The 26,405-nt window shown below is 70.5% G+C and carries 28 protein-coding genes; 14 read left to right on the forward strand and 14 right to left on the reverse strand.

The window, feature by feature from the left end; translation table 11 throughout:
• The first annotated feature begins 67 nt into the window (after nt 1-67).
• The gene (locus tag AAIB33_RS08680; RefSeq protein WP_345803136.1) at nt 68-1,222 is read left to right on the forward strand and encodes an aminotransferase class I/II-fold pyridoxal phosphate-dependent enzyme; all 1,155 of its coding nucleotides are present in this window, start codon (nt 68-70) and stop codon (nt 1,220-1,222) included.
• A gap of 18 nt (nt 1,223-1,240) precedes the next feature.
• Here the strand turns inward: AAIB33_RS08680 and AAIB33_RS08685 are convergent, their stop codons facing one another.
• Nucleotides 1,241-1,597: a nuclear transport factor 2 family protein gene (locus AAIB33_RS08685; protein WP_345803137.1), complete on the reverse strand. Its 357-nt coding sequence runs from the start codon at nt 1,595-1,597 to the stop codon at nt 1,241-1,243.
• Nucleotides 1,598-1,697: 100 nt separating this feature from the next.
• Here AAIB33_RS08685 and AAIB33_RS08690 point away from each other — a divergent pair, with 100 nt between their 5' ends.
• The 5 genes from AAIB33_RS08690 (at nt 1,698) to AAIB33_RS08710 (ending at nt 5,841) form a co-directional block, all read left to right on the forward strand.
• Nucleotides 1,698-2,138, forward strand: coding sequence for a VOC family protein (locus tag AAIB33_RS08690; protein WP_345803138.1), 441 nt, complete (start codon nt 1,698-1,700; stop codon nt 2,136-2,138).
• A gap of 15 nt (nt 2,139-2,153) precedes the next feature.
• On the forward strand, nt 2,154-2,459 hold the full coding sequence (locus AAIB33_RS08695; RefSeq protein ID WP_345803139.1) for a hypothetical protein: 306 nt from the start codon (nt 2,154-2,156) through the stop codon (nt 2,457-2,459).
• Between the two features lie 57 nt (nt 2,460-2,516).
• Nucleotides 2,517-3,893, forward strand: coding sequence for a pyridine nucleotide-disulfide oxidoreductase (locus AAIB33_RS08700; RefSeq protein WP_345803140.1), 1,377 nt, complete (start codon nt 2,517-2,519; stop codon nt 3,891-3,893).
• Nucleotides 3,894-4,005: 112 nt separating this feature from the next.
• Entirely contained in the window at nt 4,006-5,538 is a 1,533-nt protein-coding gene (locus AAIB33_RS08705) for an MATE family efflux transporter (RefSeq protein ID WP_345803141.1), read from the forward strand.
• A 78-nt stretch (nt 5,539-5,616) separates the two neighbouring features.
• Complete coding sequence (locus tag AAIB33_RS08710; protein ID WP_345803142.1) at nt 5,617-5,841, forward strand: hypothetical protein; 225 nt, start codon at nt 5,617-5,619, stop codon at nt 5,839-5,841.
• A gap of 52 nt (nt 5,842-5,893) precedes the next feature.
• Here AAIB33_RS08710 and AAIB33_RS08715 read toward each other — a convergent pair whose 3' ends face one another.
• Complete coding sequence (locus tag AAIB33_RS08715) at nt 5,894-6,790, reverse strand: aldo/keto reductase (RefSeq protein ID WP_345803143.1); 897 nt, start codon at nt 6,788-6,790, stop codon at nt 5,894-5,896.
• Between the two features lie 244 nt (nt 6,791-7,034).
• Here AAIB33_RS08715 and AAIB33_RS08720 point away from each other — a divergent pair, with 244 nt between their 5' ends.
• Nucleotides 7,035-7,973 (forward strand): SDR family oxidoreductase, encoded by a 939-nt coding sequence (locus AAIB33_RS08720; RefSeq protein ID WP_345803144.1) that lies wholly within the window; start codon nt 7,035-7,037, stop codon nt 7,971-7,973.
• A gap of 58 nt (nt 7,974-8,031) precedes the next feature.
• Nucleotides 8,032-8,880: a helix-turn-helix transcriptional regulator gene (locus AAIB33_RS08725; protein ID WP_345803145.1), complete on the forward strand. Its 849-nt coding sequence runs from the start codon at nt 8,032-8,034 to the stop codon at nt 8,878-8,880.
• Here the strand turns inward: AAIB33_RS08725 and AAIB33_RS08730 are convergent.
• Nucleotides 8,874-10,217, reverse strand: coding sequence for an APC family permease (locus AAIB33_RS08730; protein ID WP_345803146.1), 1,344 nt, complete (start codon nt 10,215-10,217; stop codon nt 8,874-8,876). The two genes, AAIB33_RS08725 and AAIB33_RS08730, sit on opposite strands and share 7 nt — an antisense overlap.
• A gap of 203 nt (nt 10,218-10,420) precedes the next feature.
• On the opposite strand from AAIB33_RS08730, the gene AAIB33_RS08735 reads away from it, so the two are divergent.
• Nucleotides 10,421-10,771, forward strand: coding sequence for a LysR family transcriptional regulator (locus tag AAIB33_RS08735; RefSeq protein WP_345803147.1), 351 nt, complete (start codon nt 10,421-10,423; stop codon nt 10,769-10,771).
• Here AAIB33_RS08735 and AAIB33_RS08740 read toward each other — a convergent pair.
• Nucleotides 10,768-12,414, reverse strand: coding sequence for an ABC-F family ATP-binding cassette domain-containing protein (locus tag AAIB33_RS08740; protein ID WP_345803148.1), 1,647 nt, complete (start codon nt 12,412-12,414; stop codon nt 10,768-10,770). The genes AAIB33_RS08735 and AAIB33_RS08740 overlap by 4 nt on opposite strands.
• Nucleotides 12,415-12,491: 77 nt before the next feature.
• Here AAIB33_RS08740 and AAIB33_RS08745 point away from each other — a divergent pair, with 77 nt between their 5' ends.
• On the forward strand, nt 12,492-12,878 hold the full coding sequence (locus AAIB33_RS08745; protein WP_345803149.1) for a hypothetical protein: 387 nt from the start codon (nt 12,492-12,494) through the stop codon (nt 12,876-12,878).
• Between the two features lie 17 nt (nt 12,879-12,895).
• Here the strand turns inward: AAIB33_RS08745 and ychF are convergent, their stop codons facing one another.
• The 4 genes from ychF to AAIB33_RS08765 all read right to left on the reverse strand — a co-directional run bounded on the left by ychF (nt 12,896) and on the right by AAIB33_RS08765 (nt 17,268).
• Nucleotides 12,896-13,969, reverse strand: coding sequence for a redox-regulated ATPase YchF (gene ychF / locus AAIB33_RS08750; RefSeq protein ID WP_345803150.1), 1,074 nt, complete (start codon nt 13,967-13,969; stop codon nt 12,896-12,898).
• 48 nt (nt 13,970-14,017) lie between these two features.
• Complete coding sequence (locus tag AAIB33_RS08755) at nt 14,018-14,629, reverse strand: dihydrofolate reductase family protein (RefSeq protein WP_345803151.1); 612 nt, start codon at nt 14,627-14,629, stop codon at nt 14,018-14,020.
• A gap of 96 nt (nt 14,630-14,725) precedes the next feature.
• Nucleotides 14,726-16,240, reverse strand: coding sequence for a S8 family serine peptidase (locus AAIB33_RS08760; protein ID WP_345803152.1), 1,515 nt, complete (start codon nt 16,238-16,240; stop codon nt 14,726-14,728).
• Nucleotides 16,241-16,512: 272 nt separating this feature from the next.
• The gene (locus AAIB33_RS08765) at nt 16,513-17,268 is read right to left on the reverse strand and encodes a class I SAM-dependent methyltransferase (RefSeq protein WP_345803153.1); all 756 of its coding nucleotides are present in this window, start codon (nt 17,266-17,268) and stop codon (nt 16,513-16,515) included.
• A 72-nt stretch (nt 17,269-17,340) separates the two neighbouring features.
• Between AAIB33_RS08765 and AAIB33_RS08770 the strand changes: the two genes are divergently transcribed.
• The 3 genes from AAIB33_RS08770 (at nt 17,341) to AAIB33_RS08780 (ending at nt 20,875) form a co-directional block, all read left to right on the forward strand.
• Nucleotides 17,341-17,958: a 3'-5' exonuclease gene (locus tag AAIB33_RS08770; RefSeq protein ID WP_345803154.1), complete on the forward strand. Its 618-nt coding sequence runs from the start codon at nt 17,341-17,343 to the stop codon at nt 17,956-17,958.
• A 149-nt stretch (nt 17,959-18,107) separates the two neighbouring features.
• Entirely contained in the window at nt 18,108-19,508 is a 1,401-nt protein-coding gene (locus AAIB33_RS08775) for a DUF222 domain-containing protein (protein ID WP_345803155.1), read from the forward strand.
• Between the two features lie 74 nt (nt 19,509-19,582).
• Nucleotides 19,583-20,875 (forward strand): DNA recombination protein RmuC, encoded by a 1,293-nt coding sequence (locus AAIB33_RS08780; RefSeq protein ID WP_345803156.1) that lies wholly within the window; start codon nt 19,583-19,585, stop codon nt 20,873-20,875.
• Between the two features lie 29 nt (nt 20,876-20,904).
• Here AAIB33_RS08780 and AAIB33_RS08785 read toward each other — a convergent pair whose 3' ends face one another.
• Together AAIB33_RS08785 and glpX are read right to left on the reverse strand one after the other, a co-directional pair.
• A complete protein-coding gene (locus AAIB33_RS08785; protein ID WP_345803157.1) occupies nt 20,905-21,108 on the reverse strand; it encodes a UDP-N-acetylmuramyl pentapeptide phosphotransferase in 204 nt (67 codons plus the stop codon).
• A 109-nt stretch (nt 21,109-21,217) separates the two neighbouring features.
• A complete protein-coding gene (glpX, locus tag AAIB33_RS08790; protein ID WP_345803158.1) occupies nt 21,218-22,207 on the reverse strand; it encodes a class II fructose-bisphosphatase in 990 nt (329 codons plus the stop codon).
• A 188-nt stretch (nt 22,208-22,395) separates the two neighbouring features.
• Here glpX and fbaA point away from each other — a divergent pair, with 188 nt between their 5' ends.
• Entirely contained in the window at nt 22,396-23,427 is a 1,032-nt protein-coding gene (gene fbaA / locus AAIB33_RS08795; RefSeq protein WP_345803159.1) for a class II fructose-bisphosphate aldolase, read from the forward strand.
• Between the two features lie 73 nt (nt 23,428-23,500).
• Here fbaA and AAIB33_RS08800 read toward each other — a convergent pair whose 3' ends face one another.
• The 4 genes from AAIB33_RS08800 to AAIB33_RS08815 are packed head-to-tail and all read right to left on the reverse strand — an operon-like array spanning nt 23,501 to nt 26,384.
• Nucleotides 23,501-24,187 (reverse strand): zf-HC2 domain-containing protein, encoded by a 687-nt coding sequence (locus AAIB33_RS08800; RefSeq protein ID WP_345803160.1) that lies wholly within the window; start codon nt 24,185-24,187, stop codon nt 23,501-23,503.
• Nucleotides 24,184-24,690: a sigma-70 family RNA polymerase sigma factor gene (locus AAIB33_RS08805; protein ID WP_345803161.1), complete on the reverse strand. Its 507-nt coding sequence runs from the start codon at nt 24,688-24,690 to the stop codon at nt 24,184-24,186. Before AAIB33_RS08805 ends, AAIB33_RS08800 begins: the two co-directional genes overlap by 4 nt.
• 51 nt (nt 24,691-24,741) lie before the next feature.
• Nucleotides 24,742-25,326 carry a DUF6264 family protein gene (locus tag AAIB33_RS08810; RefSeq protein ID WP_345803162.1) on the reverse strand — a complete coding sequence of 195 codons (585 nt, stop codon included), beginning with the start codon at nt 25,324-25,326 and terminating at the stop codon, nt 24,742-24,744.
• Nucleotides 25,323-26,384 (reverse strand): 4-hydroxy-3-methylbut-2-enyl diphosphate reductase, encoded by a 1,062-nt coding sequence (locus AAIB33_RS08815; RefSeq protein WP_345803163.1) that lies wholly within the window; start codon nt 26,382-26,384, stop codon nt 25,323-25,325. The genes AAIB33_RS08810 and AAIB33_RS08815 overlap by 4 nt, the downstream gene beginning before the upstream one ends.
• Nucleotides 26,385-26,405 lie beyond the last annotated feature (21 nt).

The following is a 26,405-nucleotide window of genomic DNA, read 5'->3' on the forward strand; positions in this document are numbered from 1 at the left end:
CCACGATAGCCAGGGCATGGGACAGTGGAGGCTCAGCCCGCGCGTCGAGAGCGAAGGACCCCGCACCGTGACCCACGCCGACCCGATCGAGGACCTCCGCAAGCGCGAGAGCGAGAAGTGGACGGCCTACCCCGCCGACGTCCTGCCGCTCTTCGTCGCCGAGATGGACTTCCCGCTCGCGCCGCCGATCAAGGAAGCCCTCGCGCGAGCCCTCGAGCTCAACGACACGGGATACGTCAACACGCTCGACACGCGCACGGCGCAGGCCTTCGCCGACTTCGCGGACGACCGCTGGGGGTGGCGGCCCGACGTCGCGCGCATGGGCTACGCGACCGATGTCAGCACCGTCATCGTGGAGGGCCTGCGCCGTCTCATCGCGCCGGGCGACGGCGTCGTCATCACTCCGCCGGTGTACCCGCCGTTCTGGGACTTCATCCCCGAGGCGGGAGGCGTCGTCATCGAGGTGCCGATGCTCGACGACGGCACGGACTACGCGCTGGACCTCGGCGGGATCGACCGCGCCCTGGCGGCCGGCGCGCGAGCCGTCCTCCTCTGCAACCCGGGCAATCCGACGGGCACCGTGCACGATCGGGCGACGCTCGCCGAGCTCTCGCGGATCGTGGCCCGGCACGGCGCATCCGTCCTCAGCGACGAGATCCACGCGCCGCTCGTGCATGCCGGCGCGACCTTCACGCCCTACCTGACCGTCTCGGACGAGGCACGCGACCACGGGATCGCCGCGGCGTCCGGCAGCAAGGTGTTCAACCTCGCGGGTCTGAAGACGGCCATGTTCGTCTCGGAGTCCGATCGCATGACCGCGATCGTGCGCTCGCTGCCCGTGGAGGTGGGCGTGCGCGCGGGACTCTTCGGGTTCATCGCGACGCGCGAGGGCTTCTCCCACGCGAGGGACTGGGTGGATGCCACGGTGGCTGCCGTCGAGGCGAACCTCGAGCTGCTCACCGCACAGCTCGCAGAGCACGTGCCCGGCGCGCGCCTGCGCCGCGGGCGCGCGACGTATCTCGCGTGGCTCGACCTGCGCGCGCTCGACCTCGGCGACGACCCGGCGGCCTGGATCCTCGCACACGCCAGGGTGGCGCTCGTGAGCGGCCTCGACTTCGGGCCCGCGGGCGCGGGCTTCGCCCGCCTCAACGTGGCGTGCGCGCCCGAGACGATCGTCGAGGCGGTGCGCCGCATCTCCGAGGCGCTCGGAGATCGGCGCTGAGCGGTCAGCGGGCGGGCGTCATTCCGCGGCGAAGAACGTCTCGACAGCGGTGATCACGCCGTCGCGCACCGTGATGACGTCGATCCCGCGAACGACGGGCGCTCCGGCGGGACCGAAAGCCCATCCAAGCGCTCCCCGCGACTCCGACGCGTAAGGGCGGCCGTCATCGACGAACGCGAACTCGGCGGGCGCCTTCTCCAGCAGCGCGGCCGCCTTCGCCTCGAGGTCGTCCCAGCCCGTGACGGCTTCCTCCGGGTCGGTGAAGGTGACATCGGGCGCATAGGTCCGCTCGATCGCGGCGCGGCGGGACGCGGCATCCCGATTCCCGAACACGTCGTGCAGGTTGGCATGGAGCAGTTCGGCGACAGTGCTCACGAGACCTCCGATAGGCAGCGCCGGCACGTCGCCGGTCACACGCTGAGAACACGGGCTCGAGCAGGATCATTCCGCGCGCGTCGGGCGTAGCATCCCGAGCATGCCCGTCCGGAGCTTCGAGCACATCGGTCTCATCGTGCAAGACCTCGAGAAGGTCGCCGCGTTCTTCGACCTGCTCGGGTTCGAGCGGGGCGAGACCGCCACCGTCGGCGGAGAGTGGGCCGACCGCGTCAACGGGCTCACCGGCACGGAGGTCGAGATGGTCTTCCTCACGGCCCCGGACGGTTCCGGTGCGATCGAGCTCTCGCGCTTCATCTCGCCGTCGAACACCGAGGCTCCCGCGTCGCTGCCCTCGAACGCCCTCGGCCTGCGCCACCTCGCGTATCGCGTCGACGGCGTCGAGGAGCTCGTCGCGCGCCTGCGCGCCGCGGGCTACGATCTGGTCCGCGAGCTCGTGAACTACGAGGACGTCTGGCTCGTCGGCTACGTGCGTGGCCCGGAGGGACTGCTCATCGAGCTGGGCGAACGACTCGACGCCTGAGCGAAAGGATGCCGCGTGACCGACCAGCCGCCGTGGATCGAGCGCTTCGTTCTGCTCTACTTTTCGGGACCCGACGGACGCGCGAAGGTGCCCGAGATCTTTCCCGCACACCACGCCTACACCCAGGAGTTCCAGGCGAGACGCCCGGGGGAACTCCTGCTGACCGGCCCTTTCGCGGAGCCGGTCGAGGGTCAGCCGGGGGCGATGAACGTCTTCACCACCCGGCAGGCAGCCGAGGAGTTCGCCGCCTCCGACCCGTTCGTCACGCGAGAGGTGGTCGCATCCTGGACCGTCCGCACGTGGCTGACGAGCCCCGAATAGCCGCACCTCGTCCGCGGGACCGTTGACGTCTCCCACGGCCCCTGCTCTGATGAGCCCATGGAGCAGACCCTCGACGTCGACTACCTCGTCGTCGGCGCGGGCGCGATGGGGATGGCGTTCACCGATGCGCTCGTCGCGGCGTCGCCCGTGGCGTCCGTCGCGATCGTCGACCGGCGGCACGGCGCGGGCGGTCACTGGCTCGACGCCTACGGGTTCGTGCGTCTCCACCAGGCATCCGCGTTCTACGGCGTCCCCTCGACGCTGCTCGGCGGCGGCCGCGTGCAGTCCGACGGCCCGGAGCGCGGCCTGCACGAGCGCGCGAGCGCCGCGGAGGTCTGCGACTACTACTCCCGCGTGCTCGCGCGGCTCACGTCGACAGGCCGCGTGGTCTTCCACGGCCGCAGCGAGTACCTCGGAGACGGCCGGTTCGTCTCGCTGCTGAGCGGCACGCGCTTCCACGCGCCACGGGCACGGATCGTGGATGCCGCCTACCTGTCGCCGGATATCCCGTTCCTCACTCCCCCGCCCTTCGCCGTCGAGGACGGGGCGCGCGTCGTCGCGGTCAACGAGCTCGTGCGCATCGACGAGGCGCCCTCGCACTACGTCATCGTGGGGTCGGGCAAGACGGCGACCGATACGTGCGTGTGGCTGCTGCAGAACGGCGTCTCGCCGAACGCGATCACGTGGGTGCGCCCGCGCGACCCCTGGCTGCTCAATCGGGCGGTCGTGCAGCCCGACCCGGCGATCTTCCTCGGCATGGCGGCCGACATCATGGTCGCCGCCGCGGCGGCGTCCAGCGCCGACGACGTCTTCCTGCGCATGGAGGATGCCGGAGTCATGCTCCGCATCGACCGTGGGGTGCTGCCGACGATGGCCAAAGCGCCCACGCTCGCCACGTGGGAGCTCGACCTCCTCCGCACCGTGGACGACGTCGTGCGGCGCGGGCACCTCTTCGCGGTCGCGCCGGGCCGGCTCGTGTTCGCGGACGGATCCGAGGTGCGCGTGCCCCACCACGCCCTCGTCGTGCACTGCGCCGCGGAGGGACTCAAGTACTCGCCCCTCCGCCCCATCTGGACGCCGGAGGCGATCACGCCGCAGGCCGTGCGCGTCGGTTTCCCTTGCTTCGGCGCGGCGCTCACGGGCCACGTCGAGGCCACGCGCTCCGACGACGCCGAGAAGAACCGCGTCTGCCGGCCCTCGCCGTACTCCGACACGCCGGCGGACTGGTGCGTCATGCAGACGATCGGCGGGGAGGCCTCGCTCGCGATGTCGGCGGAGCCGGACCTCCGCGCGTGGGCCGATTCCACGTCTCTCAATCCCGCGCGGATCCCGCGCGACCGCATCGGCGATCCGGCCGTCGTGGCGGCGAGCACGCGACTCAAGGAGCACATCGGGCCGGGCCGCGCCCGCCTCGCGCAGCTCGCCGGGTTCTGAACCGCCGACGCGCCAAGCCTTCGCCCAGGAAACTCCGAATCGTTTCGATACACTGGACGGTCGGCATCCCGACGCTCCCCCCTCCGCAGCCTTCTCCCCTCGAGAGTCCCCTATGACCACCGCCCTGACGACGGGCCGCCCCTGGCGCGTCATCGCCCTCTTCGCCGTGCCTCTGCTGATCGGCAATGTCGTGCAGCAGCTGTACCAGTTCGTCGACGCCGTCGTCGTCGGACGCCATCTCGGCGTCGACGCGCTCGCGGCCGTCGGGGCGACGGGCAGCATGCTCTTCCTGCTGCTGGGCTTCGCGTGGGGTCTGACGTCGGGCTTCGCGATCCCGACCGCGCAGGCGTTCGGGGCGCAGGACTTCCCGGCCGTCCGCCGCTCGGTCGCGACGGGGACGCTCCTCACCGGCGCCTGCACCGTGCTGCTGACGGTCGGCGCGCCGCTGCTCAGCCGGCCGCTGCTCGAGCTGCTGCAGACCCCCGCCGAGCTGATGGACGACGCCGTCGTCTTCGCGCAGATCAGCTTCCTCGGCGCGGGCGCGCTGATGTTCTTCAACTACCTCTCCGCGATCATCCGCGCGATCGGCGACAGCCGCACGCCGCTCATCTTCCTCACCCTCGCCTGCGCCCTCAACGTGGCGCTCGTCCTCGTCATGGTGGGCGCGCTCGGGTGGGGCGTCGGCGGCGCAGCTCTCGCGACCGTCGTCTCGCAGGCCGTGTCGGTCCTTCTGTGCCTCGAGTTCGTGCGGCGACGGATGCCGGTGCTCCACGTCCGCCGCGAGGACTGGCGCGTGACCCGCGGCGAGCTCGCGCAGCACCTGCGCCTCGGTCTGCCCATGGGCTTCCAGGCATCCATCATCGCTATCGGGACCCTCGCGGTTCAGGTCGCCCTCAACGGGCTGGGCGCCGACGCGGTCGCCGCCTACACCGCAGCATCCCGCGTTGACGGCCTCGCGGTCGCCCTCCTGCAGTCGCTCGGCCTCGCCGTCTCGATGTACGTCGCCCAGAACCACGGCGGCGGCCGCCCCGACCGCATCCGCCGCGGGGTGGCGCAGGCGACCTGGATCGCGGTGGGATCGGCCGCCGTGCTCGGCGCGCTCATGATCGTCTTCGGCGCCGCGGTCGTGCAGCTCTTCGTCGGCGAGGGATCCGCCGAGGTCGTGGACCTGGCGGCTCAGATGCTCGCCATCAACGGCGCGACCTACTGGATCCTCGGCATCCTGTTCGTCCTGCGCGGCGCCCTGCAGGGACTGGGCCACACGCTCATCCCGACCGTCACGGGAGTCATCGAGCTCCTCATGCGCGTCGCGGCCGCCGTCGTGCTCGGCAGCATGCTGGGCTTCATCGGCGTCGCCGCGAGCAACCCGCTCGCGTGGCTCGGTGCTGTCGTCGTGCTGGTGCCCGCGTACCTGCACGCCCACCGCGCGCTCGCCGCCGCCCCCGTGGCGCCGTTGGTGATGACGCCGACGACGCCCATCGCCGTGATGGGCCCGACCGACGGCTCGATGACGGTGGATGCCGTCGTCACCGCGTCGATCGTGCTCCCGGGCGGCGGTCGGACCGGGTCGGTGCCGATGGTGCACGGCAGCCGCCGCGCCCTCGCGAGCCTGCGCGGCCGCGCACGTCGTCGCGTGCGCGGCTGAGCCGACCGACTACGCGGCGCACGGGCATCCACTGTCAAGGGGGTGCGGATGGCACGCTGGGCGGGGGAAGGTGAGCGCATGAGCATCCACAACGCGCACCTCGACGGCGGGCTCGACGACGACGACCGCACGGCGGCGATCGAGCGTGTCGTCGCGGAGGTGGAAGACGACATCCGCCACGGCCGAGTGACGGATGACATGAGTCTCCTGCTCAGCCAACGGCTCGAATCGGCCGGCATCTCGCTCGCGCCCGCCGCCATCGACGAGCTCGCCGACGCCATCGAGACGGACGTCTCGCTGTAGCCGTCGCACGGGCGCTCGAGGACGGTCAGCGCACCCCGGCGAACGGCACGGGTCAGTCGTCGGCGAAGATGCCGACGGACTCCGAGAGCCGCGTGACCTCGTCCGCGCTCAGCGCCAGGTCGGCCGCCTTGGCGGAGTCGGTGATGGATGCCGCGCGCCGCGCGCCCGGAATCGGGATGACGATCGGGTCGAGCGCCAGCTCCCACGCGAGCACCACCTGCTGCGGGCTGACCCCGTGCTCCTCGCCCGTCTCGCGGAAGGCCGCGAAGCGGTCCCCGACGCGCCGCGCTCCCCCGCCGGTGCCGCCGAGCGGGCTCCACGGCAGGAACGCGATGCCGCGCTCGCCGCAGAAGCGCAGTTCTCCGTAGCTCCCGGGATGCTTCGGCGAGAACTCGTTCTGCACGCTCGCGAGGTTTCCCTCACCGAGCACATCGATCGCGATCTGGATCTCCTCCACGCTCGCATTCGAGATGCCGACGGACCGCACGAGCCCTTCCTCCCGCAACGAGCCGAGTGCTTCGATGATGTCGCTGTAGACGAGCGTGCGGTCGGGCCGGTGGTACTGGTACAGCTCGATCTGATCGACGCCGAGGATCTCGAGCGACTTCTCGACCGCCGACCGCAGGTACGCCTTCGTGCCGTCCCGTCCCCACGTCTCGCCCTCGCTCCGCGTGATGCCGCCCTTGGTCGTGACCAAGACGCTCGCCGCGTCGCCGTCCCAGGTGCGCAGCGCCTCGGCGACGATGCGCTCGTTGTGTCCCATCTCGTTCCACGCCGGCGCATAGATGTCCGCTGTGTCGATCAGGGTGACACCCGCGTCCAGTGCAGCGTGCACGGTGGCCACCGCGTCCTCGAACGCCGGGTACTCCTTGTCGTTATTCATCGACAGCGGCATCGCGCCGAGTCCGATCGCCGATACCTGTCGTCCTGCCAGAGTGCGCTGCTTCATGGGGCGGTCCTTTCGCGTCCCCCACAGCTTGCCAGCGGGCGGCGAGGGGCGATCGGGACTGGACAACACGACCTCGCAGCGCGTAGGCGACCGCACGCGGGGGTGAAGAACACATCGGCATGCGCGGGAAGGTGATCCCGCCCACGATCGCCATCGGGGGACTGACGATCCCTGGATGAACCCGCCCTGAATGCCGGGCTCCCGAGCGTCGAAGATCGAGGCAGCCTCACGAAAGGGAGACCCCATGCCCCGCTCATTCGACATCCCCGTCCCCGACCTGACCTCGAAGCTCGCCCTCGTGACGGGCGCCAGCGACGGCGTGGGGTTCGAGATCGCCGCTCGGCTGGCGCGGGCGGGCGCCGACCTCCTCCTGCCGGTCCGCGACCGGGAGAAGGGCGAGCGGGCGAAGGACCGCATCCTCCAGCGGACGCCGGCGGCAGGCATCCGAATCCTCTCCCTGGATCTCGCCTCTCTCGACTCGGTCATGACCCTCGCCGGCGACCTCGTGTCGGACGGGCGGCCGATCGACCTGCTCATCGCGAATGCGGGAGTCATGAACCCGCCCACCCGGCGGGTCAGCGCCGACGGATTCGAACTGCAGTTCGCGACGAACCACCTCGGACACTTCGCCCTCGTCGCGGCGCTCCAGCCGCTGCTCCGCGCCGGCGAAGCGCACGTGACCAGCCAGGTCAGCATCGCCGCCGACCAGGGCGCCGTGAACTGGGACGACCTCCAGTGGGAGCGCACGTACGACCCGATGAAGGCGTACAGCTCGTCCAAGATCGCCCTGGGTCTGTTCGCGATGGAACTGGACCGGCGGTCGACCGCCGGCGGCTGGGGCGTTCGCAGCAACCTGTCGCACCCCGGGATCACGCCGAGCAATCTCCTTTCGGCTCAGCCGGGGATGGGGCGGCCCGACGACACGACGGCCGTGAAGCTCATCCGGAGGATGTCGCGGCTGGGCCTGCTCGTCGGAACCCCCGCATCCGCGGCGCTCTCGGCGGTGTGTGCGGCCACCAGCCCGGACGCCCGCGGCGGGCGGCTGTACGGGCCGAAGGGACTGGGCCACCTGGGCGGGCCGCCGGCGGAGCAGCCCGTGTTCACCCGTCTGCGCGACGACGCGGCGGCCCGCCGCATCTGGGAGCTGTCCGAGCGGCTCACGGGCATCCGGGTGCCGGTGTGAGCACGCAGAGAGGGACTCGCGGTCCCTGGCTGCGGGCGAGTGGATGCCGCACACTCGGATGATGGACAGGGCACAGCTCGCGGACTTCCTCCGTCGACGGCGCGAGGCGCTGCAGCCCGAGGACGTCGGGCTCCGCCGCGGATCCCGCCGCCGCACGGCAGGCCTGCGACGCGAAGAGGTCGCGGCGCTGTGCGACATGTCGACCGACTACTACAGCCGGCTCGAGCAGGCCCGGGGACCGCAGCCGTCCGAGCAGATGCTCGCGGCGATCGCCCGCGGGCTGCGGCTCACGCTCGACGAGCGCGATCACCTGTTCCGGCTCGCCGGGCACTCGGCGCCGACGCGCGCGCTGCGCACCGAGCATGTCTCCCCCGGCCTCATGCGGATCCTCGATCGACTCGCCGACACCCCCGCGCAGGTGATGACCGAGCTGGGCGAGACCCTCGCCCAGACGGCGGCGGCGCGAGCGCTGTTCGGCGACGAGACGAGGTTCGAGGGGTTTGCGCGGAGCGTCGGCTATCGATGGTTCACGGACCCCTCGGCGCGAGACGTCTATCCGTCGGAGGACCACGCCGCTCACTCCCGGGAGTTCACGGCCGACATCCGCCGGGTCCACGCCAAGTTCGGGGCCGGCTCGCGGGCCGGGGCGATGGTCTCGGCACTGCTGGACGAATCGCCCGAGTTCGCGGCCCTCTGGGCCGAGCACGAGGTGCGCTCGACGCACACGAGGGAGAAGCGGCTGCAGCATCCCGAGGTCGGCGTGATGGACATGCAGTGCCAGTTCCTCCTCGATCCCGAGCAGGGGCAGACGCTGCTCGTGCTGACCGCGACACCCGGCACGGAGAGCTACGAGCGCCTGCAACTGCTCACCGTCATCGGCACGCAGGACGTCGGCGCGGCTCACTGAGCCCGGCGCGCCTCCCGTCGACCGGCCCACTGCGAGGCGAGGTAGAGCAGTACGCCCACCGCGAGCAGAACCGCCGCGAACAGCCAGACGAGTGGTCGCTGCTGCGTCAGCAGGAGAATGCACGAGGCGATGCCGAGCACGGGAACGAAGGTCCACACGCGGAAATGGTCGTGCTCGACCCTGTCGCGCCGCAGCACGAGCACCGACACGTTCGTGCTGAGGAAGACGATGAGCAGGAGCAGGACCACGGTCTCGGCGAGGGTCGCGAGGTCTCCCACGAGCGTGAGCAGCATGGCGACGAGAGTGGTCGTCAGGATGGCGACCCACGGCGTCTTCCGGTTCGGGAGGACGCGGGACAGGACCCCCGGCAGCAGACCCTGCTCCGACATCCCGTACGTGAGACGGCTCGTCATGATCATCGTAAGCAGCGCACCGTTCGCCACGGCGACGAGAGCGATGAGGCTGAATACCCAGGACGGGACTCCGACGCCGCTCGCCTCCACGACGGCGAGGAGCGGTCCGCTGGATTCGGACAGATCGCTGGCGGGCAATGCGATCGCACTCGCCAGGCCCACGAGGATGTAGACCACTCCTGCGGTGATCAGCGCACCGAAGAGCGCGACCGGATAGGTCTTGCTGGGGCGCTTGACCTCTTCGATCATGTTCGCCGACGTCTCGAATCCGACGAACGAGTAGTACGCGATGATGGCGCCACCCAGGACGGCGGTGGCGAGGCCCGTGCCCTCCGGAAGCCGGGTGACCCGCGACACATCTCCTCCGCCCTCGGACATCATGATGCCGACGACGGCCACCACGATCACGAGGCCGCTGACCTCGATGACCGTCATGACGAAGTTCGCCGTCATCGACTCGCGGATGCCGCGGAGATTGAGCAGAGCCACGACGGCGAGGAAGGCGATCGCGACAGGAATCGCCGGGAGGTCGACGAAGGTGCCGAAGTACTCCCCCGCGAAGGCGAGCGACAGTCCCGCAGCACTCGTCACACCCGCGGCGAGCATGGAGAATCCGATGAGGAAGGACACCACGCGGTTCCGGAAGGCGCGTTCGGCGAACACCGCCGCCCCGCCGGCCCGCGGGTACTTCGTCACCAGTTCGGCGTAGGAGCCGGCGGTCAGCATCGCCAGCAGAAGCGCGAGCAGCAGCGGCGCCCACAGCATCCCTCCGACCCGCTCGCCCAGGACGCCCATCAGTGCGTAGATTCCGGCACCGAGGACATCGCCGAGGATGAAGGCGAAGAGCAGCGGCCCGGTGATCGCCCGATGCAGTCGCGTGTCCGACGACCCGTCGGTGTTGATCGGCGTGTCGGCAGGCAGCATGGGTCTTCCTCTCGCGGCGCTCGGCACGTCCGGCCGGTGCTTCCCCTCCACACTGTCGGGCGCGGGAAATTCCGCCTCGGCGGTTGACGCAGACGGCGATGAGGACGTATCGCGCGCGTGTGGCTCACCAGCGACGCGGGCGACACGGGCGACGCATGGGATCCTGGATGCCTCCGGCACCGTGCCGCGACGAAAGGCACCGCGTGAAGATCGCTCTCCTTCGACGGTACGTCGCGCTGGTCGACAACGACCTGCACTTCCCGCGCGCCGCCGCGGCGCTCGGCATCCCGCTCCCGTCGCTGTACTCCACGGTCGAGAAGCTCGAAACGGAGGTCGGACACCCGCTCATCGCAGGAGAAGGCGCGCATCGAACCCTGACCCCCGCCGGCAGCCTGCTGCTCGAGGAGGCGAAGCGTCAGATCGCGGCTGCGCCGCCGCCCGCCGAGAAGCCCGCGGCGAAAGCCGGCGGGAAGGCGAAGGCGTCGAAGGGCAAGGGGCGAGCGCCCATCGTCAAGGGTCAGCCGAAGCCCTACAAGAAGCGCCAGGGACGCTAGAGCTCGGTGACGCGGCCCGCCTCGACGCGCCAGTGCCGGTCGGTCTCCACCGTCGCGAGCATCCGTCGATCGTGCGTCACGAGCAGCAGCGTCCCGTCGAAGGTCTCGAGGGCCTGCTCGAGCTGCTCGATCGCCGGCAGATCGAGGTGGTTGGTCGGCTCGTCGAGCACGAGCACATTGACCCCACGCGCCTGAAGGAGCGCGAGCCCGGCCCGCGTGCGCTCGCCCGGCGACAGCTGGTCGACCGCGCGGTTGACGTGGTCGGCCTTGAGCCCGAACTTCGCGAGCAATGTGCGCACCTCGCCCGACGACATGTCGGGCACGAGGGTTTCGAAGGCGGCCGCGAGCAGCTGCGGCCCGGTGAAGAGAGAGCGCGCCTGATCGACCTCGCCGATCTGAACGCTCGATCCGAGGCTCGCGGTTCCCTCCGACGGCGCCTGCCGGCCGAGCAGCGCACGGAGCAGGGTCGACTTGCCGGCGCCGTTCGGGCCCGTGATGCCGATGCGCTCGCCCGCGTTCACCTGCAGCGAGACGGGCCCGAGGGTGAACGAGCCCTGCCGGAAGACCGCCGAGCTCAGGGTCGAGACGACGGTGCTCGACCGGGGCGCAGCGCCGATCGTGAACTCGAGCTGCCACTCCTTGCGCGGCTCGTCGACCTCCTCGAGCCGGGCGATCCGGCTCTCCATCTGGCGCACCTTCTGGGCCTGCTTCTCGCTCGACTCCATCGAGGCCTTGCGCTTGATCTTGTCGTTGTCGGGCGACTTCTTCATCGCGTTGCGCACGCCCTGACTCGACCACTCCCGCTGCACCCGAGCCCGCGCGACCAGATCGGTCTTCTTCTCGGCGTACTCGTCGTACTTCTCCCGCGCGTGGCGGCGGAGCGTCGCCCGCTCCTCGAGGTACGCGTCGTACCCGCCTCCATAGACCCGGTTCGACCCTTGCGCGAGGTCGAGCTCGAGCACGCGGGTGACCGATCGGGCGAGGAACTCCCGATCGTGGCTCACCAGCACGACTCCCCCGCGGATGCCGCGGACGAACGCCTCGAGGCGCGCGAGCCCGTCGAGGTCGAGGTCGTTGGTCGGCTCGTCGAGCAGCACGATGTCGAAACTCGACAGGAGCAGCGCTGCGAGCCCCACGCGAGCCGCCTGCCCGCCGGAGAGCGACGTCATGAGGGCCTGCTCGGCCGCATCACCGAGGTCGAGACCCAGGTCGGCGAGCACGACGGGCAGGCGCTCATCGAGGTCGGCGGCCCCGCTCGCGAGCCAGCGGTCCAGCGCGGCCGAGTAGGCGTCGGCAGCGTCGGGTCCGGGGTCGGCGAGTGCCGCGGCCGCAGCATCCATCTCCCTCGTCGCCCGCGCGCAGCCGGTGCGACGTGCGATGTACTCGGCGACCGTCTCGCCTTCCACGCGCTCGTGCTCCTGCGGCAGCCACCCGACGAACGCGTCCGCGGGAGCGAGCGAGACGGTGCCCGCCTGGGGCTCGTCGATGCCCGCGAGAAGGCGGAGGAGCGTGGACTTGCCCGCGCCATTCGCTCCGACGACGCCGACGACATCGCCGGGGGCGACGGTGAGGTCCAGCGCGTCGAAGAGCGTGCGGTGTCCGTACCCGCCGGCGAGCCCCTGGGCCACGAGGGTTGCGGTCATCCGTCAATCCTCGCATCGCCCGGCTGCCTGGCCGGTCGCCGCTCTTCGATGTCGGTCCCCGCGCGTACGATCGCGGTGTGGCGACCCTCGACGACATCCGCGCCGTCGCCGCGCGGCTGCCCGGCAGCGACGAGCGCGCGACCACGGGCGGCGCTGCGTGGTTCGTGCGCAGCAGGCTCTTCGCGTGGGAGTGCCATCCGTGGCCGAGCATGCCCGACGCCGTCCGCGCGCTCTGCGCGGCCGAGCTCATCGTGGGCGCGAAGGTCGCCGACCGGCTCGACGCGCTCGCCCTCGTCGAGATGGAGCCCGAGATCTTCCTCCGCACGACGACGCCCTGGGGCGAGCCGAAAGTGGCCTTCCGCATGGCGGCCATCGACGGCGAGCACCTCGCCGAGCTCGTCACCGAGGCGTGGCGCGTCCAGGCGCCGAAATACCTGCAGCGCGAGTTCGACGCCGTCGGCTGACGCCGCGTCGGGGTCGATCAGACGTTGAAGCGGAACTCCACGACGTCGCCGTCCTGCATGACGTAGTCCTTGCCCTCGAGACGTGCCTTGCCCTTGGCGCGCGCCTCGACGACGGAGCCGGTGGCGACGAGGTCGTCGAACGAGATCACCTCTGCCTTTATGAAGCCCTTCTCGAAGTCGGTGTGGATCACGCCGGCCGCCTGAGGCGCCTTCCAGCCCTTGCCGATCGTCCAGGCCCGCGCTTCCTTCGGACCGGCCGTGAGGTAGGTCTGCAGGCCGAGAGTGTCAAAGCCGATGCGGGCGAGCTGGTCGAGCCCGGACTCTTCCTGGCCCGTCGACGCCAGCAGCTCCGCGGCGTCCTCGGGGTCGAGGTCGATCAGCTCGGACTCGATCTTGGCGTCGAGGAAGACCGCCTTCGCCGGCGCGACGAGCGCCTCGAGCTCCGCCTTGCGCGCGGCATCCGTCAGCACCGCCTCGTCGACGTTGAAGACGAAGATGAACGGCTTCGCGGTCAGCAGGCCGAGCTCCTTGATCGGCGACAGGTCGATGCCCGACGCCGACAGCAGCTCGCCGCGCTGCAGCGCGTCGCGCGCCGCCTCGGCCGTGGAGAGCACGACGGGGTCGAGCTTACGCCCGCGCACCTCCTTCTCATACCGGGCGATCGCCTTCTCGAGCGTCTCGAGGTCGGCGAGCTGCAGCTCGGCGTTGATCGTCTCCATGTCGCTCTGCGGGTTGACCGCGCCGTCGACGTGCACGACGTCGTCGTCTGCGAAGCCCCGCACGACCTGCGCGATCGCGTCGGCCTCGCGGATGTTCGCGAGGAACTTGTTGCCGAGGCCCTCACCCTCCGACGCGCCCCGCACGATGCCGGCGATGTCGACGAACGACACCGCGGCGGGCAGGATCCGCTCGCTGTGGAAGATCTCCGCGAGGGTGTCGAGGCGCGGGTCGGGCAGGTTCACGACCCCGATGTTCGGCTCGATCGTCGCGAACGGGTAGTTCGCGGCGAGAACCTGGTTCTTGGTCAGGGCGTTGAAGAGGGTGGACTTGCCGACGTTCGGCAGCCCGACGATTCCGATGGTGAGAGCCACGGGCATCCATCCTACGTGGGGCGGGATGCCGCGCCCGGGCGCGGCAGCTCAGTCGGGGTCGACCCTCCACCGCATGAGCACGTTGCCCGAGTCCTCCCAGACGCGGGTCTCGAGCAGCCGGAGCGCGACGGGCGGACGGGAGTCGAACAGGGGCACTCCCCCGCCGGCGATGAGCGGGAAGGTCACGAGATGCAGCTCGTCGACGAGACCGGCTCGCATGAGGTCGTTCCACAGCACGCGTCCGAGGAGGATCAGGATGCCGCTTCCCTGCCCCTGCCGCAGCTCGGCGACCTCGGCACGAGCGTCCGCAACCCGGACGATCCGCACGCGATCATACGGCGCCAGGTCGTCGACTGTGATCGTGTCCGACACCACGATCTTCTCGATCCCGAGGATGAGCTCGGCGAGCTCGTGGCGGATGTCGGTCGCGCCCGGGTCGTCGCGCACGCCGGTCCAGTACTCGAGGTTGCCGAGAGCGGACCGGCGCCCGGACAGGAGGAGGGTGCCGGCATCCCGAAGCAGCTCCGCCGTGTAGAAGTCGAACGAGTCGGCACCGACGTAGTCAGGATGCTGGTGCTCGAAGAACGACACGATGTCGTGGTCGTCGTCCTCGTAGCGGCCGTCGACGGTGACGAAGTTGCAGACCGTGAGTGTGCGCACCCCGCCACGCTAACGGCGCGCGCCGACACGCGCCCGGACGGCAGTCGGCCCCGGGGCGGAACAACCCCGGGGCCGACCATCATGCGATTCGGCGCATCAGCCGCCGACGGCCGTGAGCGCGTTCACCTGCCCGGCGCCGTTGAACCCGTTGTTCCCGATGCCGCCCTGGCACACCTGCGGTGCGCCGCTCTGGGTCGACGGGAAGCTCACGAAGTTCGACATGTCCGTCGGGCACGCGATCGGGTCGGCCTGCTGCTGCAGCATCGACGCGATCTTGTTCGCGTTGGTCACACCCGTGCTCGCGATGAGGGCTGCGACGCCCGCCGCATGCGGCGACGCCATCGAGGTGCCCTGCGCCCAGCAGTAGCCCGCTGCCGGTCCCGGCACGGCGCATGTCTCGTCCATCAGGTCGATGGGCCAGGTGGAGAGCACACGGCCGTTGCCGGTCGACGGCGGGATCTGGAAGCGACGGTCACCGCCCGGGGCGACGACGTCGGCGACGCCCACGCCGTAGCTCGAGTAGTACGACTTCACCATGTTGTAGCCGTTGGCGGTGACCCCGATGACACCGGGCACCTCGACGGGCACGACGGCGCACGCGTTCGTGATCTCACGCGGGACGGGGGCCGGGTCGGTGTCCGGGCTCGTGGAGTCCATCGTCGGGTGGGCGAGGTCGTCCGATTCGTTGCCCTCGGCAGAGACGACCACCACGCCGTTATTCTGCGCGAACTTGATGGCGCGACGCTCGGCTTCCCAGATCGCCCGCTGGTCGGGGTCGTTCTTGCAGTTGTAGAGCCACGGGTCGGCGAAGTAGCTGTTGTTCGTCACCTGGATGCCGTGCGTGGCCGCCCACATGAACGAGCAGACGACGGCCTCCGGGAAGAAGTAGCCGTCGGCGTTGCCGGCCTTGATGCCCGCGAGCTTGACGCCCGGCGCGACGCCGACGATGCCCGAGCCGGTGCTGGCCGCGGCGATCGTGCCCGCGGTGTGCGTGCCGTGGCCGTTGTCGTCCATCCAGGCGGCGCGGTCCTGGTTCGGCACGCCGCCGACGCACGAGACGCTCCGGCTGAAGTCGACGTTCGGCGCCAGGTTGGGGTGCGACCAGTCCAGGCCGGTGTCGATGTCGCCGACGACGACGTTGGCGCTGCCCGGGTTGATCGCGTGGGCCTGGGGAGCCTTGATCTGATCCATGTCCCACTGCAGACCGGTGAGGTCGGCCGCGGCCGCCTGCGGGGCGGCGTCGGCGGTCGTGCCGACCGCGTCGTCGTGCACCTGCACACCGAGGCGCGCCGTCGCGGCCGCGCCCGCGACGTTCTTGTCCTTGCCCTTCAGGGCAGATCCGAAGTCGGCGCGGTTGGAACTGACCACGGCGACGCCGATCTGGGGGAAGGTGTTGACGACGGTGCCGCCGAGGGCGGTCACGGCAGCCAGCGACGAGGACGACACGCTGTTGCCGTTGTAGAGCACGAGGTATGTCTGCTGTGCACCGGTGACGGCGGCGGGGGCTGCCGTCCGTGCCGTCTGGGCCGCCATGGCGGGCGATCCCGCCAGACACAGCCCCGCGACGACCAGCGCGCCGATCGGCGCGGCCAGCCTCTTCATGGTTCGCATGGATGATGCTCCGTTCGATTCCCGGCACAGCATCGCGCGGTCGCGCAACACTGCACCGTGTTCCAGCCGCGGCGTCCTCGCCGCGGCGCGAACGATCCCGGATTGCGGGGATCGGATACGCAGAGCCGAGGCTATCCCGGCGCATTCATCACGACAAGAGATGGATGCCGCGCCTCGGTGCAGGACTTCCCGTCACGAGCGCGACAGTGGTGCACGCTGCATTATGACGGTCGCCTTCGACGAGCAGTGTGCACAATCCGAGCTCGTTCGGCTCAGGGCAGGACGGCCCGGAACGCTTCCGTCCGGTACGGGAGGTCGACCACCTCGACCCCTGCCTCCTCGCGTCGATGCACGTCGAACAGCGCCCCGACCGCCGCCAGGATGCGCGCGCGCTCCGAGTCGCCCGCGGTGATCACGTAGCTGCGGGATGCCACCATGTCGAGGAACCCGCCCCGCGACACGGTCCGTCTCCACGTCCAGGTGCGGTGCTCGAGCCGGTCGAAGGGCGGTGCAACGCGCGGCCCGTCGTCGGAGAGCATCTGCTCGGCGTGGCTGCCGCGCATGGCGGCGGTGAGGTCGGCGACCCACGGCTCCGACTCGTCGCGGATGTTCCAGACGAGTCCGAGCACTCCGCCGGGGCGCAGCACGCGGGCCACTTCGCGTGAGGCATCGTCGACGTCGACCCAGTGCCACGCCTGCCCGAGCAGTACGGCGTCGACGGACGCGTCGGGGAGCGGCATCCGCTCAGCCGTGCCGGCGAACGTCGGAACCCCGTGGACGTTCTCGCGCAGGGAGGCGAGCATGTCGGCGTCCGGATCGAGGGCGACGACGTTCGCGCCCGTCTCGACGATCGTGCGGGTGAGCTTGCCCGTCCCGGCGCCGACGTCGGCGACCCGCACGGCTCGCTCCGCCGTCGCGATCGGCTCGAGCAGCCAGTCGACGGCGTCGCGCGGGTAGTCGGGACGGCCGGACTCGTAGGCTCCGGCGGCGGCGCCGAACGACGTGGACATCTCCTCGCGACTGGCCATGTCTCGAGCGTAGGCCCGCCGCCATCGGCGCGCCTTCGACGACGTCTGCGCGGATCGGGCGAGGCTGACATCGTGCCCCTGGACTTCACCGCGATCGACTTCGAGACGGCGAACTCCAGCAACGCCTCGGCCTGCTCGGTCGGACTCGCGCGCGTCCGCGACGGACGCGTCGTCGCCACGGCGGGGTGGCTCATCCAGCCACCGCCCGGCCACGACCGCTTCTTCGAGGTGAACACCCGGATCCACGGCATCCGCGAGCACGACGTCGTCGGGGCGAAGGGGTGGAGCGAGCAGCTCGACGATCTCGCCGCGTTCGCGGGCGCCGACGTGCTCGTGGCGCACAATGCCGGCTTCGACATGACCGTCATCCGCCGGGCGTGCGAGGCGACGGGCGACATCTGCCCGCCCTACCGCTACATGTGCAGTCTGCAGGTGTCCCGCAAGATGTACGACCTGGACTCCTACCGCCTGCCGTCGGTCGCGGCGGTCGCGGGCTTCGTCGATTTCGCCCACCACGACGCGTCGGCGGACGCGCTCGCGTGCGCGCACATCATGATCGACGTCGCGCAGCGCACCGGCGCCTATGACATGTCGTCGCTCGCCGAGGCGGCCGGGGTGCGGATCCAGCAGATCCCCGTCGCCGAGGCACCGTCGCTGTTCGAGTTCGACGACGCCGTCGCGGTCGCCTGACCCGATTCTCGTCGACCGACCGACGATGTCGGAGGTCGATGAGATGCTTGCATCACGCCGGAAGGGAGCTTCCCGACCGACGCGACCAAGCCCAGTGCCCGGGCGAGATCACGCAGCGCGATCGCGCTGCGTCGACCTGATGGAGCACGATGCACAGCGACGCCCTCGTCGGATTCACCGACGCCCAGTCCGCCGCCCTGGCTGATGCCGCCGGCCTCCTGCAGCGGGGATTGGATGCTGCCGCCGAGGCGCATGCCATGGTCACGACGGCGCTCGCGCAGGGCGGCCGCCTCGCGGAAGATGTGGCTTCATCGAGCGACTCCCGTGTGCGGCAGCACGACATGGCGCTGCGGTCGATCGCCGCGGAGTTCGCCGGCATCCTCATGATGGACGACCGGACCGTTCAGCGTCGCATCGGTGATGCTCGCGAGCTGACCGAGCTGTACGCCCGAACCTTCGAGGCCGGAAGGCGCAACGAGATCTCCGAGCGACATCAGCGGCTCATCCTCGAGCTCGGCGCCTCTCTGCCTCTCGAAGAGCGCGCCGACTTCGAGACTGTTGCGATCGCGGTGTGCCGGGAAGACACGCCAGGGCGCGTTAAGTCGCGGCTGGAAATCATCGCGGCGCGGCTGCACCCCCGCACGATGACCGAGCGACACCAAGAGGCGCGAGAAGCCAGGAACGTCCGTGTGGTCGACCTCGGCGACGGCATGTCAGACCTCATCGCGACCCTGCCTGCCGTGCTCGCTCACGCCGTGTACGACCGGCTCACCGCTCAGGGCCGGGCGATCTGCGATGTTCGGAAGGCGGCGCACCCTGGGGAGACGGGCTCTGCCGGCTCCCTCTCATCCACCGACGCGAAGCGCTTCACGTTCATCCCCTCCGAGGTTGTGGCGAGCGATGAGCGGACTCTCGATCAGATTCGGGCCGATGTGCTGTCCGACATGCTGCTGACCGGGGTACCGGATGCCGACCCGACCCGGTGGGATGACGGACCGGGCACCCTCGGCGCGATCCGTGCCCGCGTGCAGATCGTCGTACCGGCGCTGACAGCTCTGGGTGTCGATGACGGGCCCGTCGATCTCGTCGGACACTCCCCGATCGACGCCGAGACTGCTCGCGCGCTTCTCGGCTCGACGACGCATCCCCTCGAGCGCATCCTCACTCATCCGGTCACCGATTCGGTCGTCGAGGTCGACACATACGAGCGGCCTGTCTCCCTCGATCGATATCTCCGAGCTCGAGATCAGCGCTGCCGGTTTCCTGGATGCCGGCTTCCCGCAATCCGCTGCGAAGTGGATCACAACCACGATGCAGCATTGGGAGGCAGAACCAGCCGCAGCAACCTCTGCCACCTCTGTCAGCGGCACCACTCGATGAAGCAGTTCACCCGGTGGCGAGTTCGCCAACTCGCGGGCGGTGTCATGGAGTGGACCTCACCACTCGGACGCGTCTACATCGACGAACCGCCGCTTCCGGTCACGTTCATGCCCGAGCCGACCGAGGGGGTCGTCGAAGCAGCCGGCGCGGAAACCGGCCCTCCCTTCTGAGACGGTGTCCTCTCTCGCGCCACCCGCGGCGCGTTCCCGTCGTCAATGTCGGGGGTCCCGGCGATCCTGATGTCATGGATGCACTGCTCGTGTCGGTTCTCGTGATCGGATGCCTCGCCGCCGGCGCGCTCGCCGGATGGTTCGCAGGGCTCGCGCGCGGGGCGACCCGCTCGGCGCGCGAGCACGCCGAGCTGCGCGCGCGCCTCGCGGGCGCCGGCGCGGCGCGCGCCGGCGTACAGGCCCAGCTCGACCACCAGCAGGTGCTGTACCGCGAGCTCGCGGCCCAGACGCGGTCGGATCAGGCGGCGCGGGAGGAGCGCGAGCGGCGCGAGCAGGCGGTTCTGCGCGCGCTTGCACCGGTGAGCGAGACGCTGCACTCCATGCAGCAGAAGGTCGATGCGCTCGAGCGCGACCGGCAGGCGCAGTTCGGATCGCTGACCGAGCAGCTGCGCCGCGCACACGAATCCGATGAGGCGCTGCGGGCGACGACCGAGTCCCTCGCGAGCGCCCTGCGCTCGGGCAGCACGCGTGGCGTCTGGGGCGAGACCCAGCTGCGCCGCGTCGTGGAGGCGGCGGGGCTCACGCGATACGTCGACTTCGAGACGCAGACGTCGATCGTGACGGATGCCGGCGCCGGCCGCCCCGACATGGTCATCCGCCTCCCTGGCGACAAGGCTCTCGCGGTCGACGCGAAGGTTCCCCTCGACGCCTACCTCGAGGCCAGCGCGATCCCGCTCACGGCGCAGGGCCCCGAGGGCGCCCGACGCAAGGCGCTGCTCGAGAAGCACGTCAAGGCGGTGCGGGCGCACGTGGATGCGCTGGCGAAGAAGACGTACTGGGCGGGGCTGTCGTCGAGCCCCGAGTTCGTCGTCTGCTTCGTGCCGAGCGAGTCGCTGCTCGCTACCGCCCTCGAGGAGGATCCGGCGCTGCTGGACTACGCCTTCGGACGGCGGGTCGCGCTCGCGTCGCCGGTCAATCTGTGGGCTGTGCTCAAGACCGTGGCCTACACGTGGACGCAGCAGGACGTCTCGGCCGAGGCGCGCACGCTCTTCGAGCTCGGCAACGAGCTGTACGGACGCCTCGGCTCGCTCGCCGGACACGCCGACGACCTGCGCCGCGCGATCGAGCGCACGGTCGACAGCTACAACAAGTTCGCCGGATCGCTCGAGTCGCGCGTGCTCGTCTCGGCGCGGCGCTTCCCGGGCATCGACGCGACGAAGCTGGACTCGCTGTCGGCACCCCCGGCGATCGAGGCCGCGCCGCGGCACCTCACCGCGCCCGAGCTGCTCGACGGCCTCGAGGAGCGCGCGACAGCGACCGCCACCGCTGATCTCGGTGAGCTCCGCGGAAGGATCTCACCCGAGTAGTGCGCAGCGGCTCGCGGGTGGCTCGCGGGTCAGGCGCCGCCGGGAACGAGGCTCATCAGCGCGATGACGGCGGCGGAGACGAGGACGAACGCCCCGATCATCCACCACGCCGACGGCTGATGTCCTTCGTCGCGACGTACCCGGAAGAAGACGTCCGGCCGGCGCGCAGGGTCCTGCGCGTTCCGGATGACGGCTTGTGCTCCCGTCTGCGGGCCCGTGCTCTGTGCGGCCATGGGCTTCCCTCCGACGTCGCTCGGCACCGTGTTCAGCGCCTCGACCATTCTGCCAGACGCTCGCAACGCGCTCCGGGAGGCGTGACGGGCCGGGGTCACCCGGCCGAGTTCAGAGCCACTTCGACGTCAGGTGCTCTGAGGTGATGCGCCGCAGCGTGCCGGAGGCGCCGCGGAGCACGACGCTCTCGGTGTAGATCCAGTCGCCGTCGCGACGCACGCCGGCGACGAGCTCGCCGTTGGTGACGCCGGTCGCGACGAAGAGGGTGTTCTTGCCGGTGACGAGATCGTCCGCCTCGTAGACGAAGTCGTCGAGCTTGAGACCGGCGTCGACGCCCTTCTGCTTCTCGTCGTCGTCGCGGGGCCACAGGCGTCCCTGGATGTGTCCGCCGAGCGCCTTGATCGCGCACGCCGTCACAATGCCTTCGGGACTGCCGCCGACGCCGACGCACATGTCGGTGCGCGCATTGTGCCGCGCGGCGTTGATGCCGCCCGCGACGTCGCCGTCCGACATGAGGCGGGTCCCGGCTCCGGAGTCGCGGATCTCCTGGATGAGCTTCGCGTGGCGCGGACGGTTGAGCACCGAGACGACGAGCTCGTCGACCGGCTTGCCGAGCGCCTTCGCGAGGAGGCGGATGTTCTCGCCGATCGGCAGCCGGATGTCGACGACGCCGACGCCCGCGGGACCCGTGACCAGCTTGTCCATGTAGAAGACGGAGGAGGCGTCGAGCATCGTGCCGCGATCCGACACCGCGATGACCGAGAGGGCGTTGTTGCGGCCTTCGGCCGTGAGGGTCGTGCCGTCGATGGGGTCGACGGCGATGTCGCACTGCGGACCGCGCCCGTTGCCGACGGCCTCCCCGTTGAAGAGCATCGGCGCGGCATCCTTCTCCCCCTCGCCGATCACGATGACGCCGTCGAAGTTGACGGTCGTGAGGAAGGCGCGCATCGCGTCGACGGCGGCGCCGTCGGCGAGCTCCTTCTGCCCGCGGCCGATGAACGGCACGGCGCGGATGGCGGCCGCCTCGGTGGCCCGCACGAGCTCGAGAGCGAGGTTGCGGTCGGGGTGCAGAGGGCTCATATCTTCGGTCAGGCTCACCATGCGGTCAGCCTAGCCTCGGGTCTTCGCGCCATTCGGGACTTTTCGGTCGCTCCAGCATGAAGGAATCCCGAATCTTTCACCCAGGGAAGGACGGTCGCGGATGAGCGACAGCGGCGGGCCGAGGCACCCCGAGCCTGCAAGGCCCTTCGCTAGAGTTGCCGTGAACGTCCCCCGAGCAAGGAGCTGTCATGCCCGTCGCCACCCCTGAGCAGTACGCCGAGATGCTGGACCGTGCGAAGGCCGGCGGCTTCGCGTACCCCGCCATCAACGCCGCGAGCTCGCAGTCGATCAACGCGATCCTGCAGGGTCTCACGGAAGCCGGCTCGGACGGCATCATCCAGGTCACGACGGGCGGCGCGGACTATTTCGCCGGCCACACGGTCAAGGGCCGCGCGACGGGTGCGCTCGCCTTCGCGAAGTTCGCGACCGAGGTCGCCAAGAACTACCCCATCACCGTCGCGCTGCACACCGACCACTGCCCCAAGCCGGCGCTCGAGGACTTCGTGCTCCCGCTCATCGCCGCGTCGGAGGAAGAGGTCAAGGCGGGTCGCAACCCGATCTTCCAGTCGCACATGTGGGACGGCTCCGCCGTGCCGCTCGACGAGAACGTCGAGATCGCGAAGGAGCTCCTCCCCCGCCTCAAGAACATCAACGCCATCCTCGAGGTCGAGATCGGCGTCGTCGGCGGCGAAGAGGACGGCGTCAAGCACGAGGGCACCAACGACGCTCTCTACACGACGACCGGGGACGTCTCGAAGTTCGTCGAGGCGCTCGGCCTCGGCGAGAACGGCCGCTACATCGCGGCACTCACGTTCGGCAACGTGCACGGTGTCTACAAGCCCGGCAACGTCAAGCTCAAGCCCGAGCTGCTCGGCGAGATCCAGGAGGGCATCGCGGCGCAGTTCGGCACCGGCGCCAAGCCACTCGACCTCGTCTTCCACGGCGGCAGCGGATCGAGCGACGAGGAGATCGCCGAGGCGGTGCGCAACGGCGTCGTCAAGATGAACATCGACACCGACACGCAGTACGCCTTCACGCGCTCGGTCGCGGGCTTCATGTTCCAGAACTACGACGGCGTCCTCAAGGTCGATGGCGAGGTGGGCAACAAGAAGGCCTACGACCCGCGCGCCTGGGGCAAGGTCGCCGAGTCGGCGATGGCCGCCCGCGTCGCCGAGGCCACCCAGCAGCTCGGCTCTGCCGGCAAGTCGCTCGGAGCCTGACAGACAACAGGGAGAGGGATGCCTCGGCCGCGGCCGGGGCATCCCTCTCGTGTCTCCGGGTGCCGATGCCCGGTCAGCCCGCTGGAAGGTCGTAGGACATGAGGACGGCCCCCGTCGCGGACCGGATCTCGATGGCGCGGATGTCACCGACGTCGAGCGCGGTGCCGGCGGAGAGCCGCGCCGTCGAGCCCGGACCCGCCTTCCAGGTCGACACGGTCTCGGCCGTGCCGTCCGCGCCGACGACGGCGAGGGCATACGTCCAGACCGTGCCGGCGCCCTCCTGCTCCTCCGGGTAGCGGCACGTCAGATCGATGCGCGTGCCCCACGCGACGGAGGTGAGCCGGACCCCGGCCTCGAGAGGCGTCTCCACGACGCTCGTGAGGGCGAACGTCTCGGCCGGCGGTCGGAGGCCCGTCACCGCCACCGGCACGGCGATCGCGACGATGACGAGCACCGCGGCCACCGCGAGGCCGACGATGCGCGACCGCCGGCGCCGGCGCGCCCGCTCGCGCGCGAGCGACAGCACCTCCGCGGGTCGTCCTGGCTCGTCCTGTGACGCGAGGTCGGAGTCGATCCGCACGGCATCGTCCTCGGAAAGCCGCGACAGCAGCCCGGCGGTGGGTGCGAGCTGCGCGATCGCCTGGCGGCACTCGGGGCAGGTCTCCAGGTGCGCTTCGAAGTCCCGGCGATCGGTCGGGGACAGGGCGCCGAGGACATACGCGGCATCCCACTGTGCGAAGTGCGGGTGATCGGGGTTCATCGGGTCACCCCCCTCTCCTGAAGCGCGAGCCGCAGCGCGCGCAGGCCGTAGTGAAGTCGGGATTTGACGGTGCCGTCCGGGATGCCGAGCTCGGCCGCCGTCTGGGCGATGCTCATGCCGCGGTAATACGCCTGCACGATGACCGAGCGGTGCTCGACGCTCAGCGACGCGAGCGCCTCCTCGATGAGGATCGCCTCGAACAGCGCGTCGGTGTCGTCGCCGGTGGCCCGCTCGGGAAGGTCCGCGACGGGATGCTCGTGGCGGCGGCGGGCGCTGCGGACCTCGTCGATCACCAGCCGTCGCGCGACGGTGAACATCCAGGCCCGCGTCGTCGACGGATCCTCCTCGAGGATCTTCGGCGTGCGCCAGGCCCGCAGCAGCGTCTCCTGCACGACGTCGTCGGCGCCGGCGCGGTCGCCCGTGAGGCGCACGACGTAGCGCCAGACCGGCGCCGCGTGGGCGTCGTAGAGCGCCGTCAGTCGCGCCGCGTCGTCGCCGGGCATCCCTTCACCTCCCGTAAGGAAGCACGATGCACCGACGCCGGAGGTTCAGGCTCAGCCGCGGGTCGTCACGAAGTCCGTGAAGGCGGGGTCGCCGAGCAGCGGGACCGAGAGGCACACGTACACGCCGATGTACGTGACGACGGCGCCGACGAGCGGGATCCACCACGACACGCGGTGCGCGCGCAGGCTCAGCCACGAGAGGAACGCCGTCAGGAGATAGCCGATGATGAGGACCCCGGCCGCGATCGGCCCCCACAGCGCGGCGGCCTCGGTGTTGGTGAACTCGCCCGGGATGCCGAGGATCTTCATCGCCTGATCGGCGAGGGACGCGAGGTCGAAGTAGGAGAAGGCCGTCACGGCGACGTTGAACGCGCCGACGACGAGGAGGATGAGTGTCACCGTGCGATCGGTGTTGCGCATGGCCCGAGGCGACGGAGGCGGCGGACCCCACGCCGGTGCGGGAGCCGGTGCGGGAGTCGTCGCGCCGGTCTCGGACGGCGCTTGCCCCGTCTCGATCGCCCAGGTCGCGTCAGGCTGCTGGATGCGGGCGCGCTGCTCCTCGGGCGTCGCGTACTCGCCGTACGCCGGGCGAGGCCGCTCTCCGTACTCCGGCCTCGGCCGGTCGGCGTCGCTCATGCCCGGCCCCGCCCGCCGAGCGCGCGGTCGTCGCGCCTGCCCGCGGCATCCTGCCGGAGCTCCTTCGGCAGGGAGAACATGAGGTCCTCCTCTGCGGTGCGCACTTCCTCGACGTCGCGGTAGCCCGCGCCCGCGAGGTCTTCGAGCACCTCCTGCACGAGCACCTCGGGAACGGAGGCGCCGCTCGTGACGCCCACCGTCTCGACGCCCTCGAGCCAGGCCTGCTCGACCTCGTCGGCGTAGTCGACGCGATACGCGGCCTTCGCCCCGTGCTCGAGGGCGACCTCGACAAGACGCACGCTGTTGGACGAGTTGGCCGACCCGACGACGATCACGAGGTCGGCATCCTTCGCGACCTTCTTGATCGCCACCTGCCGGTTCTGCGTCGCGTAGCAGATGTCGTCGGACGGCGGGTCCTGCAGCTCCGGGAAGCGCACGCGCAGCCGGCGGACCGTCTCCATCGTCTCGTCGACGGAGAGCGTCGTCTGCGAGAGCCACACGACCTTGGAGGGGTCGCGCACCTCGACGGTGTCTGCCTCCTCGGGAGAGTTGACGATCGTGACATGGTCGGGCGCCTCGCCCGCGGTGCCCTCGACCTCCTCGTGCCCGAGGTGGCCGATGAGCAGGATCTCGAAGTCGTCGCGCGCGAAGCGCACGGCTTCGCGATGCACCTTCGTGACGAGCGGGCACGTCGCGTCGATCGCCTGCAGTCCGCGATCGGATGCCGCGTTCACGACTGCGGGCGAGACGCCGTGCGCGCTGAAGACGACGTGGGCGCCCTCGGGCACCTCGTCGACCTCGTCGACGAAGATCGCGCCCTTCTGCTCGAGCTCGGTCACGACGTGGATGTTGTGGACGATCTGCTTGCGCACGTACACGGGCGCCCCGAAGCGCTCGAGCGCCTTCTCGACGGCGATGACGGCGCGGTCGACACCCGCGCAGTAGCCGCGCGGAGAGGCGAGGAGCACGCGCTTCTGCCCGTTCACCGGGACATCCTCGAGGCGTCCACGGCGGCGCGGAACGCGCGGGACGGGGAGGGAGACAGCCGGAGTGGTCACTCTCCGATTCTAGGCGGGCCT

The sequence above is a fragment of the Microbacterium sp. AZCO genome (assembly GCF_039614715.1).
Lineage (GTDB): Bacteria > Actinomycetota > Actinomycetes > Actinomycetales > Microbacteriaceae > Microbacterium.